The organism is Pseudomonas sp. ICMP 561 (assembly GCF_002699985.1).
Classification (GTDB): domain Bacteria; phylum Pseudomonadota; class Gammaproteobacteria; order Pseudomonadales; family Pseudomonadaceae; genus Aquipseudomonas; species Aquipseudomonas quasicaspiana.
This window is the reverse complement of the sequence record NZ_LKBT01000023.1, coordinates 38,821-56,425: the sequence shown is the minus strand read 5'-3', so window position 1 is coordinate 56,425 and position 17,605 is coordinate 38,821. Positions and strand designations below refer to the sequence as shown.

At 55.3% G+C, this 17,605-nt stretch carries 16 protein-coding genes; 9 read left to right on the top strand and 7 right to left on the bottom strand.

Going from position 1 to position 17,605, the window contains the following annotated elements; translation table 11 throughout:
- Positions 1-403 precede the first annotated feature (403 nt).
- Positions 404-1,252, bottom strand: a complete 849-nt coding sequence (locus AO242_RS16520; RefSeq protein WP_099269581.1) for a glycine betaine ABC transporter substrate-binding protein — start codon at positions 1,250-1,252, stop codon at positions 404-406.
- Between the two features lie 1,354 nt (positions 1,253-2,606).
- Here AO242_RS16520 and AO242_RS16515 point away from each other — a divergent pair.
- The 4 genes from AO242_RS16515 (at position 2,607) to AO242_RS16495 (ending at position 6,907) form a co-directional block, all read left to right on the top strand.
- Positions 2,607-3,905 (top strand): serine/threonine protein kinase, encoded by a 1,299-nt coding sequence (locus AO242_RS16515; RefSeq protein WP_095093449.1) that lies wholly within the window; start codon positions 2,607-2,609, stop codon positions 3,903-3,905.
- Positions 3,898-4,710 carry an MlaA family lipoprotein gene (locus AO242_RS16510; protein WP_099269580.1) on the top strand — a complete coding sequence of 271 codons (813 nt, stop codon included), beginning with the start codon at positions 3,898-3,900 and terminating at the stop codon, positions 4,708-4,710. The genes AO242_RS16515 and AO242_RS16510 overlap by 8 nt, the downstream gene beginning before the upstream one ends.
- 286 nt (positions 4,711-4,996) lie before the next feature.
- A complete protein-coding gene (locus AO242_RS16500; protein WP_099269579.1) occupies positions 4,997-5,851 on the top strand; it encodes a pirin family protein in 855 nt (284 codons plus the stop codon).
- A 279-nt stretch (positions 5,852-6,130) separates the two neighbouring features.
- Positions 6,131-6,907: a DeoR/GlpR family DNA-binding transcription regulator gene (locus tag AO242_RS16495; RefSeq protein WP_099269578.1), complete on the top strand. Its 777-nt coding sequence runs from the start codon at positions 6,131-6,133 to the stop codon at positions 6,905-6,907.
- Between the two features lie 74 nt (positions 6,908-6,981).
- Here AO242_RS16495 and AO242_RS16490 read toward each other — a convergent pair whose 3' ends face one another.
- Both AO242_RS16490 and AO242_RS16485 read right to left on the bottom strand, forming a co-directional pair.
- On the bottom strand, positions 6,982-8,166 hold the full coding sequence (locus AO242_RS16490; protein WP_099269577.1) for a patatin-like phospholipase family protein: 1,185 nt from the start codon (positions 8,164-8,166) through the stop codon (positions 6,982-6,984).
- 19 nt (positions 8,167-8,185) lie between these two features.
- On the bottom strand, positions 8,186-9,118 hold the full coding sequence (locus tag AO242_RS16485; protein ID WP_099269576.1) for a lipid A biosynthesis lauroyl acyltransferase: 933 nt from the start codon (positions 9,116-9,118) through the stop codon (positions 8,186-8,188).
- A gap of 119 nt (positions 9,119-9,237) precedes the next feature.
- On the opposite strand from AO242_RS16485, the gene minC reads away from it, so the two are divergent.
- From minC to AO242_RS16460, 5 genes are all read left to right on the top strand, one after another.
- Complete coding sequence (minC, locus tag AO242_RS16480) at positions 9,238-9,978, top strand: septum site-determining protein MinC (RefSeq protein ID WP_099269849.1); 741 nt, start codon at positions 9,238-9,240, stop codon at positions 9,976-9,978.
- Positions 9,979-10,187: 209 nt separating this feature from the next.
- Positions 10,188-11,000 (top strand): septum site-determining protein MinD, encoded by an 813-nt coding sequence (gene minD / locus AO242_RS16475; RefSeq protein WP_027898644.1) that lies wholly within the window; start codon positions 10,188-10,190, stop codon positions 10,998-11,000.
- Entirely contained in the window at positions 11,000-11,254 is a 255-nt protein-coding gene (minE, locus tag AO242_RS16470; protein WP_027898645.1) for a cell division topological specificity factor MinE, read from the top strand. The genes minD and minE overlap by 1 nt, the downstream gene beginning before the upstream one ends.
- 80 nt (positions 11,255-11,334) lie before the next feature.
- Positions 11,335-11,970, top strand: coding sequence for an RluA family pseudouridine synthase (locus AO242_RS16465; protein ID WP_099269575.1), 636 nt, complete (start codon positions 11,335-11,337; stop codon positions 11,968-11,970).
- Positions 11,971-12,175: 205 nt separating this feature from the next.
- On the top strand, positions 12,176-13,465 hold the full coding sequence (locus tag AO242_RS16460; RefSeq protein ID WP_099269574.1) for a M18 family aminopeptidase: 1,290 nt from the start codon (positions 12,176-12,178) through the stop codon (positions 13,463-13,465).
- A gap of 117 nt (positions 13,466-13,582) precedes the next feature.
- On the opposite strand, the gene AO242_RS16455 is transcribed toward AO242_RS16460, so the two are convergent.
- From AO242_RS16455 to AO242_RS16440, 4 genes are all read right to left on the bottom strand, one after another.
- Positions 13,583-13,930, bottom strand: coding sequence for a hypothetical protein (locus AO242_RS16455; RefSeq protein WP_099269573.1), 348 nt, complete (start codon positions 13,928-13,930; stop codon positions 13,583-13,585).
- A 280-nt stretch (positions 13,931-14,210) separates the two neighbouring features.
- Positions 14,211-14,561, bottom strand: coding sequence for a hypothetical protein (locus AO242_RS16450; RefSeq protein WP_099269572.1), 351 nt, complete (start codon positions 14,559-14,561; stop codon positions 14,211-14,213).
- Positions 14,562-14,609: 48 nt separating this feature from the next.
- The gene (locus AO242_RS16445) at positions 14,610-16,055 is read right to left on the bottom strand and encodes an Ig-like domain-containing protein (protein WP_099269571.1); all 1,446 of its coding nucleotides are present in this window, start codon (positions 16,053-16,055) and stop codon (positions 14,610-14,612) included.
- 42 nt (positions 16,056-16,097) lie between these two features.
- A complete protein-coding gene (locus tag AO242_RS16440) occupies positions 16,098-17,564 on the bottom strand; it encodes a hypothetical protein (RefSeq protein WP_099269570.1) in 1,467 nt (488 codons plus the stop codon).
- Between the last annotated feature and the right edge of the window lie 41 nt (positions 17,565-17,605).

Here is a 17,605-nt window from a genome sequence, read left to right as displayed (position 1 = left end):
TATTGCACTTTAGTCCGGTCTGGCAAGCTCTCCAGACGACCTTAGTATTAGAACGAGACTGTAGGACTGGCTTTAGCCGGGAGAGCAATATCACTTGGCGACGACGTCCTCCCGGCTAAAGCCGGTCCTACGGGATTGTGCAGAACCTGTGGGAGATTCCATGTTCGCCTTCAAGCATGATTTTGATCTTGTAGGACCGGCTTTAGCCGGGAGAGCGGTGTTTCTGCCAAGGAAAATTTATCGACTATCCCGTCGTCCTCCCGGCTAAAGCCGGTCCTACGGGATTGTGCAGAACCTGTGGGAGACGCAATTGGAAGACATCCCCTTTATCGTTTATAGCCCGCACAAAAAACCGCCCGGTCGTTAACCGGGCGGCTCAGGATGTTACGTCAGACGTGGCCGTTTATTTACCCGTCCATTCCTTCACGCGCTCAGGGTTCTTGGCAACCCAGGCCTCGGCTGCTGCTTCAGGTTTGGCGCCGTCCTGAATAGCCAGCATGACCTCACCGATTTCATCTTTGGACTTCCACTGGAACTTCTTCAGGAATTCGACGACTTCCGGAGCCTTGGTCGCCAGCTCTTTACTGCCGATGCTGTCAACGGTTTCAGCAGCGCCGTAGACGCCCTTTGGATCTTCGAGGAATTTGAGCTTCCACTTGGCAAACATCCAGTGCGGTACCCAGCCGGTCACTGCGATGGACTCCTTCTTGTTCTCAGCACGCGTCAGCTCGGCAATCATCCCGGCGCCGGAACTGGCCTGTAGCTTGTAGCCGTCCAGCCCGTAATCCTTGATTGCCTGATCGGTTTTGATCATGACGCCCGAGCCTGCATCAATACCGACAATCTTCTTCTTGAAGGAAGCATCGGTCTTGAGATCTTCAATGCTGTTGGCTTTCACGTACTCGGGCACGATCAGGCCGATCTTGGCGTCCTTGAAGTTGGCGCCATAGTTCACGACATTGTCTTTGTTCTTCGCCAGATACTCGCCATGAGTAACCGGCAGCCAGGCCGACAGCATCATGTCCAGCTTGCCAGTCGCAACGCCCTGCCACATGATCCCGGCCGCGACCGCTTGCAGCTTCACGTCATAACCCAGCTTCTGCTTGATCACCACAGCGGCGACGTTGGTGGTCGCAACGCTGTCGGACCAACCGTCTACGTAACCGATACTCACTTCTTTGGCATGTGCCAGCGTGGAACTGACAGCAAGCGCCAGAGCGGCACTCACGCCCAGGATTTTTCGCATCTTCATCGTTACTTCCCCGGTAGTCTCGCGCCCGACAAGAGGGTCAGGCATCGTTAACGTTTTTATAAAGACCGCAGTCCGCGCCCAGCCTTGGAGCACCGCGCACTTTTTCACGCCTCAATGACTCGGCGAATGATGGCCAGCATCGTATCGCCCGTTGATCATCAACCCCCAAGGCAATCCGACATGCTCTGTCAGCGACATCAAGACACGGAGAAACGACATCGGCGTGCCATCAGCGACAACGTTGTCGTAAAAGCAACCGCCTCCGTCCGGAAATTGCATGTCGAATAGCATTCACCTTTACTGCCGCTTTCGAAGAACCAGCAATTGGTCATGGCCAGTACACCGCATCGGCTTACCCCACTCCACGTGACAACGAGCGCTACCGGGTAACGCACGTTGATGACAGGAGTGTTACCGCCAGCCCTGCAACCGCTGTAACAGCGTGTAACACGGGAACATATCGCCCCTCCCCTATCACCTCTCTCGACCCAATAAAAACATAAGCCATTGATTTTAATATAATTAAAAAAGTTGGCACAGCTTCTGCTATATCTCTGGCATAACAAGAATAAAAATGCGGCATACCTAATAAGAACAAGACGTATCGGCTCTGACATAACAAGAACAAAGGCACAGAGACGCAGCTAACAGATTTTTTTGGAGTGGATCAGCTTCACAGAGGCGCCTTCGGGCTCTCGCAACCGGGCAGAGAACAATAAAACTACCTTCAGGTAGCTCCCGAACTGGTTGGATCGCAAGGTCGAAGTGAGTCAGCGCTCAAAAAAATACGTTTGCTCTTGATCCCGGATGGGGATCGAACAAGAACGCAGTAAAGGGATCGGTCGCCAAAAACAACAACAGGCCACCCTAAAACAATAAAAAAAGAGCACGTAAAACCATTTAAAGGGGAGCCTCGGCTCCCCTTTATGCTGTCTCTGGTTTGGTGATGTGACCGTTAACTCTTTGACCTCAGTCGCGCGCCGTCACCGCGCTGTCGCGCAAATACCATGAACCTGTAGAAGCGAGCTTGCTCGCGATTCGGTTTGTTAATCGACAAATTCATCGCCAGACCTGACAAAATCGCGAGCAAGCTCACTCCTACAGTGTCAGCGCACGCCGCGAGACAGCAAGGTGTCATGGAGACCGGAGCTCATTCAGATAATGAATTCAGCCTCTCCACCAAATCCCGCCCCGCACACGATAAAAAACCACACCACTGCTCTCTTGACGCCAGAGAACGTGTATTGTCTCGATCTATTTACAAAGGTTCGCTTGCGAGTAGGGCACTTTGGCACTACACCGATGGTCATAGCCCGCGTATCTCATCAGCACTTCTTTCCCAAGGGATCTAGTCATGCTCCGTTTCCTGCGCTTCGCTGCCATTGTTGGCGGCCTCTGTTTGAGTGCGTCCGCTATGGCGGTCGATGTCGACCCCGCCACGTATGGCTTTCCTTTAAAGAACCCTTTTGAAGCGACCATTGCCACCACGCCTCCTGACATGCGTCCAGAGTTGCCCGCCGACGATGACATCGATCAGGATGACTACACCCTGAATCTGCGTCCGGAGCGCGAGTTCACGCTGCCAGACAATTTCTGGGCAGTGAAGAAACTACGTTACCGCCTGGCCAAGCAGGATCATGCTGCCCCCCTGATCTTCCTGATCGCGGGTACTGGCGCACCGTATAACAGCACCATCAACGAATTCTTGAAGAAGCTTTACTACGGCGCGGGTTATCACGTCGTACAGCTGTCGTCGCCAACCAGCTACGACTTCATGAGCTCTGCCTCACGTTTCGCGACACCGGGCATTTCTACCGAAGATGCTGAAGATTTGTATCGCGTGATGCAGGCGGTGCGAGCACAACAAACCGAGCTGAAAATCACCGATTTCTATCTGACGGGCTACAGCCTCGGCGCGCTGAACGCTGCGTTCGTCAGTCGTCTGGATGAGACACGCCGCAGCTTCAACTTCAAGAAAGTCCTGCTGCTCAATCCGCCGGTCAACCTTTACACCTCGATTTCCAATCTCGACAAACTGGTGCAGACCAACGTCAAGGGCATCGATAACAGCACCACTTTCTACGAGCTGGTACTGGCCAAACTGACCCGTTACTTCCGTCAGAAAGGTTACATCGATCTCAACGACGCTCTGCTGTACGACTTCCAGCAGTCCAAGCAGCACCTGACCAATGAACAGATGGCGATGCTGATCGGCACCTCGTTCCGCTTCTCGTCGGCTGATATCGCCTTTACGTCCGACCTGATCAACCGTCGCGGTCTGATCACGCCGCCGAAGTTTCCGATCACCGAAGGCACCAGCCTGTCGCCGTTCCTGCGTCGCGCGCTGCAATGCGACTTCGATTGCTACCTGACTGAGCAAGTCATCCCGATGTGGCGCGCCCGCACCGACGGTGGCAGCCTGCTGCAACTGGTGGATCAGGTCAGCCTGTATGCGCTGAAGGATTACCTGCACAGCAGCTCGAAGATCGCCGTCATGCACAACGCTGACGACGTGATTCTCGGCTCTGGCGACCTGGGCTTCCTGCGCAAGACCTTCGGCGATCGCCTGACCGTTTACCCTTACGGCGGCCATTGCGGCAACATCAATTACCGCGTCAACAGCGACGCCATGCTGGAGTTCTTCCGTGGCTAAACGTCTTTTACTCCTCGCTGCCCTGCTCTGCGCAGGAACCGTCCAGGCTGCCGACGCCGTCAACAGCAACATTGCTGAACACCCGGCCACCGTGCTTCGTCAGGACGATGCCGACGGCTTTACCCAGCCACTCAAGTCATTGCAGTTCAACCCGGGCCTGGATCAACGGGAATTCGAACGCGCCACACTGTCGGCACTGGAAGTCTATGACCCGTTGGAGTCCTGGAACCGTCGCGTCTACCACTTCAACTACCGCTTTGACGAGTGGGTGTTCCTGCCTGTGGTCAATGGCTACCGCTACGTAACCCCAGGTTTCGTGCGTACCGGCGTCAGTAACTTTTTCTCCAACCTGGGTGAAATCCCCAACCTGCTGAACAGCCTGTTCCAGTTCAAAGGCCAGCGCTCGCTGGAAACAACAGGTCGCCTGCTGGTTAACACCACCATCGGAGTTGTCGGCCTCTGGGACCCGGCCACCATGATGGGGCTGCCACGCCAGAGCGAGGACTTCGGTCAGACGCTGGGCTTCTACGGCGTACCGGCCGGCCCCTACCTGGTGCTGCCGCTGCTTGGCCCGTCCAACCTGCGTGACACCGGTGGCCTCCTGTTCGACTTCACGGCCGAATCGCAGATCAACTTCCTCAACGTGGCTCAGGTCAGCAGCGATCACCCGGAGCTCCTCCTGCTTCGCGCCATTGATCGCCGCTACAGCACCAGCTTCCGCTACGGCCAGATGAACTCACCGTTCGAATACGAAAAAGTGCGTTACGTCTACACCGAAGCCCGCAAGCTGCAGATCGCCGAGTAACACTACGGCGATCAAGAAACGGCCAGCCGGAGTAATCGGGCTGGCCGTTTTTTTGTGAGCGCATAAATCTCGTAAGGCTGTTGGAGCGAGGCTTGCCCGCGAAGAGCGATGACGCGGTATGCCTGACCAGACGCGGTGCCTGATTCGCGGGCAAGCCTCGCTCCAACAGAACCCATTTCAATTTAAGACATAAGCATCTAGCGAATAGATCAATCACCCGCAAAATCCTCACCCATCAATCGATCAAACAGGCATAGCATGGTCGCCATTGATGAGGAGAAACCCCATGAGCCAATTCCGCAAAGTACTGTCCATTCAAGCCGGTCAACCCGCGTCCGACGGTGCCGGTGTAAAGCTGACCCGCGTCTTCGGAGGACAGGGTGTTGAGCAGTTCGATCCGTTTCTGATGCTGGACGAGTTCGGTTCCGACAAGCCTGACGACTACATCGCAGGTTTCCCGCCGCATCCGCATCGGGGTTTCGAGACGGTGACCTACATGCTTGAAGGCCGTATGCGCCATGAAGACCACATGGGCAATGTCGGCTTGCTACAGGGCGGCGGCGTGCAGTGGATGACCGCAGCACGGGGCGTTATCCACAGCGAAATGCCGGAGCAGGAAGAAGGTGTGATGCGTGGCTTCCAGCTGTGGCTGAACCTGCCGGGCAAGACCAAGCTGAGCGACGCGAGTTATCAGGATATTCAGCCGGAGAACATTCCGCGCCTGACCACTAGCAATGGTGTTGAGGTCGTGGTGATCGCCGGGCAGTTCGATGACGGCCAGGTGCAGCAGGCCGGTGCCGTACAGCGTCCAGACACCGAACCGCAGTATTTCGACTTCCACATGCCCGCGGGCAGCAGCATCAGTCCGCGTGTTCCTGATGGGCATCGGGTGCTGCTGTACGTCTACGAAGGCAGCCTGGAACTTGCAGGCCAGCCGCAGACAGTCAGTACCAGCCGAATGGTGCGCTTGTCCGAGGAAGGCGAATTGCAGCTGAGCACCGCAAACGGAGCCCGAGTGCTGTTGATCGCAGGCAAACCGCTGCGTGAACCGATCGTGCAATACGGACCGTTTGTGATGAACACCCGGGAAGAGATAGAGCAGGCACTGCGCGATTTTCGGGATGATCGGTTGACGGCGTGAATGCTGCTTTGGGTTATCGAAACTGACACCCTCTGGGCAACCGCACCTTCGGGAAATAGGGGATCAATTGCAGGAGCGAGGCTTGCCCGCGATAAGGCTGGACGCGATAGACCTGATATCTGCGGTGCTCTTATCGCGGGCAAGCCTCGCTCCCACAGGATTTATGCCATCCCGGATACTGGACGATGTTGCCGACAATACGTTTGACTTCAGGATAAAAGAACAGGATATTCGCGCTTGGTTGTGCTCGATTATGATTGATCTTGAAGGGTTTGAAACATGGTCTCCACACTTGAAGCGTTCCCTGGAGAACGCCAGCAATTAATTCAAGAGCGCCTGGGAAGGCACGGGCGTGTTATTGCGACGGATCTGGCGAGTGAGTTCGGTGTTTCCGAACACTCTATAAGACGTGACCTGAGTGCCCTGGCGTCGGCAGGGCTTTGTAAACGCGTCTATGGTGGGGCGATCCTGATGCGTGAATCGGAGGATCCGATGGACGTCCGGGTACTTCAGGACTCGTCGCGCAAGGAAAGACTTGGCAAGACTGCCGCCTCGTTTTTGACCTCAGGACAACATGTATTCATTGACGCGGGCTCCACGAATATGGCGATCGCCTGCGCCATTGATCCCAAGTTGCAACTGACCGTGGCGACTAACTCACCATTGATTGCAGTGCAATTGATGAAACTGCCACGCGCCGAAGTCATTCTATTGGGGGGTCGCCTGAATCCGATGACAGGAGGTGTGACCGGATTAAGATCAGTCCAGCAATTACAGCAGTTTAACTTTGACTGTTGCTTTATCGGAGCCTGCGCCATCGACCCTGATAATGGCGTTACAGCATTCGAATTGGAGGACGCCGATTTTAAGCGCGCGGTCATCGCGGCGAGCGGCCAACTGGTTGTCGCTGCGACGAATGAGAAGCTCTCTAGCGTCGCGCATTATCAAGTCGCGGAGTGTCGCGAGGTAGCGGCCCTGGTGGTTGAACATGACGCGCCACAAGAAAGGCTCGAGCCTTTTTTTGCAAAGATTTCCAATGTCGTCACGGCACACTGAAATCGCCGGAAGCCAGCGCCATGAAGTGCCGGTACCGAATTGTCTATCAACGTCAGATAGTCAGCCTTCCCGGCTCACTCAATCCGCAAAAAGCGCTTCAACTGTTCACCTTGCGCCATGGCGTCATAGCGCCCCAGCTCAATCAATTCCCGGCAATAACCCGCCTCAAACAGCAGATAGCTGAGCACACTGGCACCGCTGGTTTTGGTCGCGCCCGGCCCACGCAAAAACGTGCGCAACGCTCTAGGGAGTTCATGGCGGTGACGGGCAGCGATCTGGTCGATGGGCTGGCTCGGAGCAATGATCAGGACCTCCACCGGAGCGAGACCTTTCTCGCGCACACGATGCTCGCAGGGCAGCATGTCACTGACCAGATTCATACGCTCCAGCACTTCGATGTCGCTTTCAAGGTTGTCGATGAAGGTGCTGTTGAGCATGTGTCCGCTGATCTGCGCCAGGGTCGGCTGCTTGCCATTCGTGACCCGCTGCACCTGCCTGTTGGCATCGGCACCTCGCGGATTGCCGCTGACACCGACTACCAGGACTCGATTGGCCCCCAAATGCAGGGCGGGGCTGATCGGTGCGGACTGTCGCACCGCGCCGTCGCCAAAGTATTCCTGATCGATTTTGACCGGCGCGAACAGCAGCGGGATCGCCGAGCTGGCAAGCAAATGATCGATGGTCAGTTGCGTCGGCACTCCGAGTCGACGATGGCGCAGCCACGGATCGATGGTGCCCTTGCCCTGATAGAACGTAATGGCATGGCCTGACTCATAACCAAACGCAGTCACTGCTACCGCCCGCAGGTGTTTGGCAGCGATTGCCGCATCAATGCCTGTCAGGTCAAGCCGTTCAGTGAGCAGGTCTCGCAGCGGCGAGCTGTTGAGCAGGGCAACTGGCACTCGCGAGCCAATCCCCAGCAGGCTGTTGCCGAAGAAACGCCCTGCCTGACTCATCACCCCCGGCCAGTCGCTGCGCAGCACCTGATGGCTGCGAAAGCCCTGCCAGAACTCGGTCAATTGATGCACTGCAGTACGGAAGTGCAACGCGCCGCTGGCCAGCTTTACTGCATTGATCGCCCCTGCCGAGGTACCGACGATAACGGGGAACGGATTGGGCGCGCCGGGAGGCAGCAAATCGGCAATCCCCGCCAGCACCCCAACCTGATAAGCCGCCCTCGCCCCACCACCAGACAGAATCAACCCGGTAACGGGTTCTACATCATTCACTGCATCCATTGCGATGACGGGTTCGAGCATTTAGCTGCGCCTCAGTTGATCACGTACGCTTTTTATAGATTTTTGGCTCGCCCGGAGGTCGGCTTTTGAATCGACGGTGCGCCCAGAGATACTGTTCCGGACACTCCGTAATGGCACTTTCTACCCATTGATTGATGCGCAGGCAATCAACTTCATCACTTTCGCCAGGAAAGTCCTGTAAAGGCGGATGAATAACCAGTCGATAGCCACTGCCATCCGCTAGCCGCTGCTGAGTAAAGGGCACAACCTGAGCGCGCCCCAGCTTGGCGAATTTGCTGGTGGCCGTCACGGTGGCGGCCTGAATGCCGAATAACGGAACAAAAACACTCTGCTTTGCGCCGTAGTCCTGATCCGGTGCGTACCAGATGGCACGGCCCGCGCGCAGCAGCTTGAGCATCCCGCGGACGTCTTCACGCTCTACCGCGAGGGAATCCAGATTGTGACGCTCACGGCCGCGACGCTGGACGAAATCGAACAACGGATTTTTATGCTCGCGGTACATGCCATCAATAGTGTGTTGCTGTCCCAGCAGTGCAGCGCCCACTTCAAGCGTAGTGAAATGCAGCGCCATGAGAATCACGCCCTGCCCTTGCTGCTGTGCGGCCTGCAGGTGTTCAAGGCCTTCGATGTGCGCCAGTTTGGCTAGACGCTCCTTCGACCACCACCAGCTCATGGCCATTTCGAAAAAGGCGATGCCCGTAGACGCGAAATTTTCCTTAAGCAGACGCTTGCGTTCATCGCTGGTCAGATGCGGGAAACACAGCTCCAGATTGCGCGAAGCAATGTATTTGCGATCAGCGGCAAACCGATACATCACCGCTCCCAGTAGCCGCCCGATGATCAATAGCGCGCGGAATGGCAGTTGAACAACCAGCCACAATAGCCCAAGCCCCAGCCACAGCGGCCAGAAACGGGGGTGAAGAAAATAAGCTCGAAAACGCGGGCGATCCATTAAAGCGTCCATCAAAACCATGGCCGCGCATTCTACAACGGTTCGACCCCGCTTGCGGCTAGCGGGCGTTATCGTTATAAGTCTCGGCACTTTTAGCGACAAGCCGTTGTATGCCGACCATGAGCCAAAACGAATCGCAAGAACTGGAACCCGTCTTCCAACTCAAGGGCAGCATGCTCGCCATCACTGTGCTGGAGCTGGCCCGTAACAACCTTGAGGCCCTCGACCGCCAATTGGCGGCGAAAGTGGCCCAGGCACCGAATTTCTTCAGTAATACCCCGCTGGTGCTGGCCCTCGACAAACTTCCCGCCGACAGCGGCGCCGTGGACCTGCCCGGCCTGATGCGGGTGTGCCGTCAGCATGGCCTGCGCACACTGGCGATCCGCGCCAACCGTATCGAAGACATCGCTGCAGCCATCGCAATCGATTTGCCAGTATTACCGCCTTCAGGCGCCCGCGAGCGCCCACTGGATCCGCTGGAAGGTGAAGCGGCAAAGAAAAAAGTCGAAACCCCGCCAGAGCCGACCGTCAAACCAACCCGTGTGATCACTACGCCGGTGCGCGGCGGCCAGCAGATTTATGCTCAAGGCGGCGATCTGGTGGTGATTGCCCCGGTCAGTCCCGGTGCGGAACTTCTCGCCGACGGCAACATCCATGTTTACGGTCCATTGCGCGGCCGTGCGCTGGCAGGGATAAAAGGCGACACCAAGGCGCGAATCTTCTGTCAGCAAATGGGTGCTGAACTGATATCCATCGCCGGGCAATACAAGGTTTCCGAAGATTTACGCAGGGATCCACTCTGGGGTACGTCGGTACAGGTCAGCCTGTCAGGTGACGTGTTGAACATCATCCGGCTTTAACGGATACTGCGCCATTTTCAAAGCATCCCTGATTCGTCGCGAAAACGTAGCAAAGGCAGTAGGAAATCCGGGAGCATCCATCGCTCCTGGCAAATCGCTCCCAAGGTAGGATGCCTGGCAGCTTTCAATTTCCATCATTGTTCGACGATCGCCGCTTCAAGGGACGCTATTCAGGACTAACTGTCCTTTTCCTCTAGGGGTGATACACCTTGGCCAAGATTCTCGTGGTTACATCCGGCAAGGGTGGTGTGGGCAAGACCACCACCAGCGCCGCCATCGGTACCGGTCTCGCACTGCGCGGCCACAAAACTGTCATCGTCGACTTTGACGTCGGCTTGCGTAACCTCGACCTGATCATGGGCTGCGAGCGTCGTGTGGTGTATGACTTCGTCAACGTGGTGAACGGCGAAGCCAACCTGCAACAGGCTCTGATCAAGGATAAAAAGATCGAAGGCCTGTTCGTGCTGGCGGCCAGCCAGACCCGCGACAAAGACGCGCTGACCAAAGAAGGCGTGGAAAAAGTCCTGATGGAACTCAAGGAATCCTTCGAGTACATCGTCTGCGACTCCCCTGCTGGTATCGAAACCGGTGCTCACCTGGCGATGTACTTCGCTGACGAAGCCATCGTCGTGACCAACCCGGAAGTATCGTCGGTACGTGACTCGGACCGTATGCTGGGCCTGCTGGCCAGCAAATCGCGTCGTGCAGAGCGCGGCGAAGACCCGATCAAGGAACACCTGCTGCTGACCCGCTACAACCCGGAGCGTGTGAGCAAGGGCGAGATGCTGGGCGTCGACGACGTCAAGGAAATCCTCGCGGTGACTCTGCTGGGCGTGATCCCGGAGTCCCAGGCAGTATTGAAAGCTTCCAACCAGGGCGTACCGGTCATCCTCGACGATCAGAGCGATGCTGGTCAGGCCTACAGCGATGCGGTTGATCGTCTGTTGGGCAAAGAGCGCGAGCACCGTTTCCTGGACATTCAGAAGAAAGGATTTTTCGAACGCCTGTTCGGGGGTAACTGATGAACATTTTCGACTTCTTTCGTGCCAGCAAAAAAGTCAGTACCGCGTCGGTTGCGAAAGAGCGTCTACAGATCATCGTGGCGCATGAACGCGGCCAGCGTACGACTCCGGACTATCTGCCAGCCCTGCAAAAAGAGCTGGTCGAAGTGATCCGCAAGTACGTCAACATCGAGTCCAACGACGTGCAGGTTGCCCTGGAAAACCAGGGTAGCTGTTCGATTCTGGAACTCAACATTACCCTGCCAGATCGCTAGATCCGGCGGTTGCCTGCGGCGGCATCAGCACCATTCTTACGACTGGGGCTGATGCCGCCGTTGCGTTTAGAGGCCGTTAAATGCCGTTGTCCAACATCCGCATCATTCATCAGGACGCTGCCGTTCTGGTGATTGATAAGCCGACCCTGCTGCTTTCCGTTCCCGGCCGTGCCGAGGACAACAAGGATTGCCTGATCACCCGCCTGCAGGAAAACGGCTACCCGGAAGCCCGCATCGTCCATCGTCTGGACTGGGAAACCTCCGGGATCATTCTGCTGGCCCGCGACCCGGATACACATCGCGAGCTGTCCAGACAGTTTCATGACCGGGAAACCGAAAAAGCCTACACCGCGCTGTGCTGGGGCGAACCGACGCTGGACAGCGGCAGCATCGACCTCCCCTTGCGTTACGACCCACCCACCAAGCCTCGGCATGTGGTGGATCACGAAGCAGGCAAGCATGCGCAGACGTTCTGGAAGGTACTGGAGCGCTGCGGTCATTACAGCCGTGTCGAACTGACGCCGATTACCGGGCGCTCGCATCAGTTGCGGGTTCATATGCTGTCGATCGGGCATCCATTGCTGGGCGATGGTCTGTATGCACATCCGGAAGCCTTGGCGGCTTATCCGCGCCTGTGCCTGCATGCGAGCATGTTGAGCTTTACCCATCCGCAGAGCGGCCAGCGGTTGCGGTTTGAGTGCCCTGCGCCGTTTTAGGTTTTGCTGTGAGTTTAACGACGCCATCGCGGGCAAGCGCGCTCCTACAGAGAAACCGCCGTCACCTGTAGGAGCGCGCTTGCCCGCGATGACGATGTAACAGGCAACCATAATTAATGGGGACAACCCCAACACAAAGCACACCCGCAACAGCACTACACACACCAATACGGTAAACTCCCGCCATTGCTGTCTGGAGTGACTTATGCGCGATGAGCTGAACAAAGGCCTGATTGATTTCCTCAAGGCCTCTCCTACCCCTTTCCATGCAACCGCTACCCTCGTCCAACACCTTGAAGCTGCTGGCTTCCAGCGCCTGGACGAGCGCGAAACCTGGGCCACCGAAACCGGTGGCCGGTATTACGTCACCCGTAATGACTCGTCTATCGTGGCGTTCCGCCTGGGTCGTCAGTCGCCTTTGACCGGCGGCATCCGCATGGTCGGCGCTCATACCGACAGCCCATGCCTGCGGGTCAAGCCACAACCTGAACTGCAACGCCAGGGTTTCTGGCAACTGGGCGTCGAAGTCTACGGCGGCGCCCTGCTCGCGCCATGGTTCGACCGCGATCTGTCCCTGGCTGGCCGCGTTACTTTCCGCCGCGATGGCAAGGTCGAAAGCCAGCTTATCGACTTCAAGCAGCCGATTGCCGTGATCCCCAACCTGGCGATCCACCTCAATCGCACCGCCAACGAAGGCTGGACGATCAACCCGCAAACCGAGTTGCCGCCCATCCTCGCTCAGGTTGCGGGTGATGAGCGCGCCGATTTCCGTGCCCTGCTCACCGACCAGCTGGCCCGCGAACACGGCCTGAATGCTGATGTAGTGCTTGATTACGAGCTGAGTTTCTACGACACGCAAAGTGCTGCCGTCGTTGGATTGAATGGCGACTTTATCGCGGGCGCACGCCTGGACAACTTGCTGTCCTGCTATGCCGGTCTGCAAGCCCTGCTCGGCACGGACACCGATGAAACCTGCCTGCTGGTCTGCACCGACCATGAAGAAGTCGGCTCGTCGTCGACCTGCGGTGCTGACGGGCCGATGCTGGAGCAGATCATTCAGCGCCTGCTGCCGGACGGAGCAGATTACGTGCGTACGATCCAGAAATCGTTGCTGGTCTCCGCCGACAACGCTCACGGCATTCACCCCAACTACGCCGAGAAACACGACGCCAACCACGGCCCGAAACTCAATGCAGGCCCGGTGATCAAGGTCAACAGCAACCAGCGCTACGCCACCAACAGCGAAACCGCCGGGTTCTTCCGCCATCTGTGCATGGCTGAAGAAGTACCGGTGCAGAGCTTCGTGGTGCGCAGCGACATGGCCTGCGGTTCAACCATCGGCCCGATCACCGCCAGCCACCTGGGTGTGCGCACTGTAGACATCGGCTTGCCTACGTTTGCCATGCACTCGATCCGGGAATTGGCGGGCAGCCAAGACCTGGCGCATCTGGTGAAAGTATTGACTGCGTTTTATGCGAGTCATGAGTTGCCTTGAGCCAAAGCTAGAGTGCCCATGCCTGCAGCGAAATAACTGAGCTGGCATGGTCACTCGTTTCACAACGCATCATGTTTAACCATTTCGACTGCAAAGATATAAACATCACTGGCTAGTTTAAATAATTTTAACGCTTACCCGATCCGACTCTCCCTTGTCCGTGCCGTGTAGCTTTACTGAGTAATGTACATCAAGGAATTCCCAGCTCACTAAATCCCCAACGTGGGCCAACCTAAAGACCCTCGGCGCAATGGCAATGACCTCATGGGTCTGGGAAAGAGGCACAGCCCCATCATCGGGGACTGCTTTTAGATGCAGGGTAATCTGATCCCCTAACGCCATAAAGTCATAAACAGCAATTTGAACATACCCGCCCGTCTGCTGGATATCCTTCCTGCTTAACTTCCCGTCAACGGCCTGAGACAGTACGGGCGCCGCCAGGTTTTTCGTTTCTTTATTACTCATGATAGCTCTCCTTAGAACAATATGGGTTTTTAAACCCGAACCTTTCAACAACCATAATTATGAGCAACCCTACTTTTCGATCGCCCACCTCCAACATTGAAACCCAAAACAACAACCCCTAACTTGTCTTCACGCCCGGGCTATATAAGCAGTACAACGGCATGCCCCCTCAGCATCCTGCCTAATACTATTATCATCAACCAGGCCATCTTCCACCCAAGACCTGTATTATTTACGGGCTTACAGTTTCGACTGCAAGACCTAAACGTCGCTGGCGAGTTTAAATAATGCTAACGGTTACCAGATCCGATGTTCCCTTGTCCGTCCCTTGTTTGTTGATGACTTCGTAATGCACATCAAGTGTTTCCCAGCTCACGAGATGCCCGACATAAGTCATCTGAAAGTCTATCGGTGCGACGGCAGTGACATCTTTGATCTCAGGAAAAGTAATAGGGCCTTCATGGGGTTCTCCTTTCAGATGCAGAGTAACCCGATCCCCAATAGCCATGAAATCATAAACAGGAACCCGAACATGCCCACCTGTCTCCTGGATGTCCCTTTTACTTAATTTCCCGTCAACTGCCTGAGGCAGCATGGGGGCCGCAAGATTTTTCGTTTCTTTATAACCCATGATAGTTCTCCTTAATGAATTAACCCCTTCCCCTATTCCCTGGCCTATTTAAAAAAAAACAAAGTTAGCGTCTTTTTGCTTTCCAGACTCTATAAGCAATAAAACCTCGTACCGCAGATCCGGGTCAGCACACCCCAGCTCCTGCTCCGGATACTCGAAATTCAATGCCAACCCAGTGCCGCAGCCAGGCCAAACCGGACACCAATAGTGTTGTTCCATGAAAGGAAAGGGCCTTTGATAAAGCCGAACCATTTCATCATGGGGACGCTGTTCATAAGCTTTATATTCGCTCCCCATAGCCTCAAACATTTCAACAGCCTGGACGTGAGTACGAGGTGTGGCAGTGTGAAGCAATACATACACATTGGTGACGACTACCGGAAACGACACAACACGGGAACTCTGATCCGTCACAACAATGATCGCATCACCGCACCCAACACCCCGAACTTTGCCATCTGAATCCACCTGAGCGATTGAAGTATCGCTCGACGAGAATGTATAGGGCGCACTGCCCCCCGTCGGTAGTCGTATTTGAGTATTGCCGGGAGAATCATTTTCAGTTCGGGCCCATCCCATGTAAATCGAAAACCCGTCCAGGCGCATGGGTGATGTATCGATCAGCAACGGATTATTAATGACCGTGAACTCCCAGGGCGGGGATTCCAGTTGACTGATGACCTCTCTGACTCTGAAGCGATGAAAACCTGACTCCAGACCGCGCAGTGATTTACTCCAGGTACCGCTTAGCGTTGCTTGTGTGGTACCCCAAGATGTAATTTCATCAAGAATCTCAACAGTAGAATTCGCTTCAGCCGTCCCAGAGAGGCTGATATCTGTATCTTCAGTGATCCCGCCATTCACAATATCCCGGCCTTCCGAGTCACGTACCCTGAGTATCTGGGGCGCTACATCGGTGGACTCTACGTTAAACGACCACGGTGGGGACTGCTGTCCATCAATACTATTTTTCGCCGTAAATCGATGACTGCCCAGCTCCAGTCCGGCCAAACGTTTGTTCCAGGTCTGATTGCCCGCAACCTGCGCTGTCCCCCAGGATCTATTCTCGTCCAGAATTTCCACCAGAGGCTCGTCTGCAGTACCGAATAGCGTGACGATGGTGTCCTGAGTGCTGCCGTTATCTGCAACCGGGTTTCCGCGAGAATCCTGCACATGGGATATAACAGGGCGCGCTGTTGCAGTGACAATTGTAAATGTCCAAGGCTCAGAAACAAGCTCATCTTCAACAGCCCGAGCGGTCAGCTCGTGAAAACCCTCTGCCATGGGCTCTTGCAACTTTTTCGCCCAGTCACCGCCCTCTTCAGCCTGAACAAAATCTATGCGATTTTCCCCGTCATAAATAGTGAGTGTCATATTTGATCGGGCGATGCCTACGACCACAAAGTTCCTATCCTCTGTGGTCCCGCCATCATCAACTTCGCCATGATCACCCAATACCTGAGTAATGCTGGGTTTGTCTTGGTTAATATTCATCTATCACCTCCATGGTGAAGAATCATTTCTCCGCTGGTTTAATCAGCGCTGTTCAAGTCCAAAAAGTACAATTTCGGGCTCGTAGGGTAGCGTCCCTTTTTGCCTGATCATGAGTACTTGATACTCCAGATTCGGGTCCGCACAGCCCAGTTCCTGTTCTGGATATCGAAAAATAAGTGCCAATCCATTGCCACAGCCGTCCACTACCGGGCACCAGTAATTTTCTAAATCCACAAAGGGCCGCTGGTACACCCTGACGAGTTCATCGTACGCATGCTGATCGAAGGCCTTATATCTACTGCCCGCTGACTCAAGCACCTGCATTGCCTCGGAATGAGGGTGGGCATAGGGGGAATGGGCCGGCATATAAACGTTGGTAACAATGACGGAAAAAGTCACCACGCTGGATTCTTGATCTGTAACGGAGATGATTGCCTCTCCCCAACCACGTCCTCTGACCTTCCCACTTAAATCCACTTCGGCGGTAGTGAAATCGCTCGTTGAATAAGTATAAGGGCCGACTCCCCCCGTGGGCTGTCGACGCTCCGTATTTCCCGGAGACTCATTACCCGTTCTGACTCCACCCGACATCCAGATGGTAAAACCATCCAGGTGCATGGGCGAGGTATCAATAACCAGTGGGTCATCCTCCCTGACGGTAAACTCCCAAGGTATGGACTCCAGTTGACTGCTCATGCTTCTGGCCCTGAAGCGATGATTTCCCAATGCCAAACCGGCTAACGGCTTCGTCCAGGTCCCGCTTATGGAAACCTGTGCCGTCCCCCAGGAAATGTTGTCATCAAGCACTTCAACTCTGATGTTCGGCTCCGCAGTCCCGGACAGGGTGACACTGGTATCCTCTGTAAAACCGCCGTTTGTGATGTCGGCACCCTCCGAGTCCCGCACTCGTGATATGTCTGGAGAAGTCTCCACAGAAACCACCGTGAATGACCTCGGCAGCGACTCTGCATGGTCGCTCATGTTCCTGGCAATGAACGCGTGCAGTCCTGCCTCCAGCCCGGCCAGCGGCTTATGCCACGCGTTATTTTGTTCGATCCGAGCTGTACCCCATGAAGTTGTTTGATCCAGTATTTCAACTATCACGTCATCTGAAGTACCTTGTAGCGTGACAAAAGTGTCCTGAGTAAATCCACCGTCCGGGATAATTCCTCCACTCGAGTCACGTACAAGAATTATCTCAGGACGGTTACCGATGGCGTCAACAACAAAAAACCGGTACTCCGCCGACATCAAGTCAGCGCTGGACTGCGAAGCTGTCAAACTGTGCATCCCCATCGACAGTCCGTCTAGCCGCATCGTCCACTCGCCTCCTTCTTGAGTTTGAACAAAATCGACATAGTTCAAATTATCATATAAGTTCAGACTGACATTAGAGCCTGATGTACCGCTTACAACAACATCGACATCCCGCGTAACTCCCTCACATGGAACCCGACCACGCTCATCAAGAACCTGTATTATTTCCGGTTTATCTTCATTGATAGCCATTAATCGCCTCCATTGGTTTACACCGAAAACACAAAAGAAAT

Bases quoted from the DNA above. Each gene is read 5' to 3' on its own strand.
- AO242_RS16520 (WP_099269581.1), bottom strand. From the start codon at position 1,252: ATGAAGATGCGAAAAATCCTGGGCGTGAGTGCCGCTCTGGCGCTTGCT.
- AO242_RS16515 (WP_095093449.1), top strand. From the start codon at position 2,607: ATGCTCCGTTTCCTGCGCTTCGCTGCCATTGTTGGCGGCCTCTGTTTG.
- AO242_RS16500 (WP_099269579.1), top strand. From the start codon at position 4,997: ATGAGCCAATTCCGCAAAGTACTGTCCATTCAAGCCGGTCAACCCGCG.
- AO242_RS16495 (WP_099269578.1), top strand. From the start codon at position 6,131: ATGGTCTCCACACTTGAAGCGTTCCCTGGAGAACGCCAGCAATTAATT.
- AO242_RS16490 (WP_099269577.1), bottom strand. From the start codon at position 8,166: ATGCTCGAACCCGTCATCGCAATGGATGCAGTGAATGATGTAGAACCC.
- AO242_RS16485 (WP_099269576.1), bottom strand. From the start codon at position 9,118: ATGGATCGCCCGCGTTTTCGAGCTTATTTTCTTCACCCCCGTTTCTGG.
- minC (WP_099269849.1), top strand. From the start codon at position 9,238: ATGAGCCAAAACGAATCGCAAGAACTGGAACCCGTCTTCCAACTCAAG.
- minE (WP_027898645.1), top strand. From the start codon at position 11,000: ATGAACATTTTCGACTTCTTTCGTGCCAGCAAAAAAGTCAGTACCGCG.
- AO242_RS16465 (WP_099269575.1), top strand. From the start codon at position 11,335: ATGCCGTTGTCCAACATCCGCATCATTCATCAGGACGCTGCCGTTCTG.
- AO242_RS16460 (WP_099269574.1), top strand. From the start codon at position 12,176: ATGCGCGATGAGCTGAACAAAGGCCTGATTGATTTCCTCAAGGCCTCT.
- AO242_RS16455 (WP_099269573.1), bottom strand. From the start codon at position 13,930: ATGAGTAATAAAGAAACGAAAAACCTGGCGGCGCCCGTACTGTCTCAG.
- AO242_RS16450 (WP_099269572.1), bottom strand. From the start codon at position 14,561: ATGGGTTATAAAGAAACGAAAAATCTTGCGGCCCCCATGCTGCCTCAG.
- AO242_RS16445 (WP_099269571.1), bottom strand. From the start codon at position 16,055: ATGAATATTAACCAAGACAAACCCAGCATTACTCAGGTATTGGGTGAT.
- AO242_RS16440 (WP_099269570.1), bottom strand. From the start codon at position 17,564: ATGGCTATCAATGAAGATAAACCGGAAATAATACAGGTTCTTGATGAG.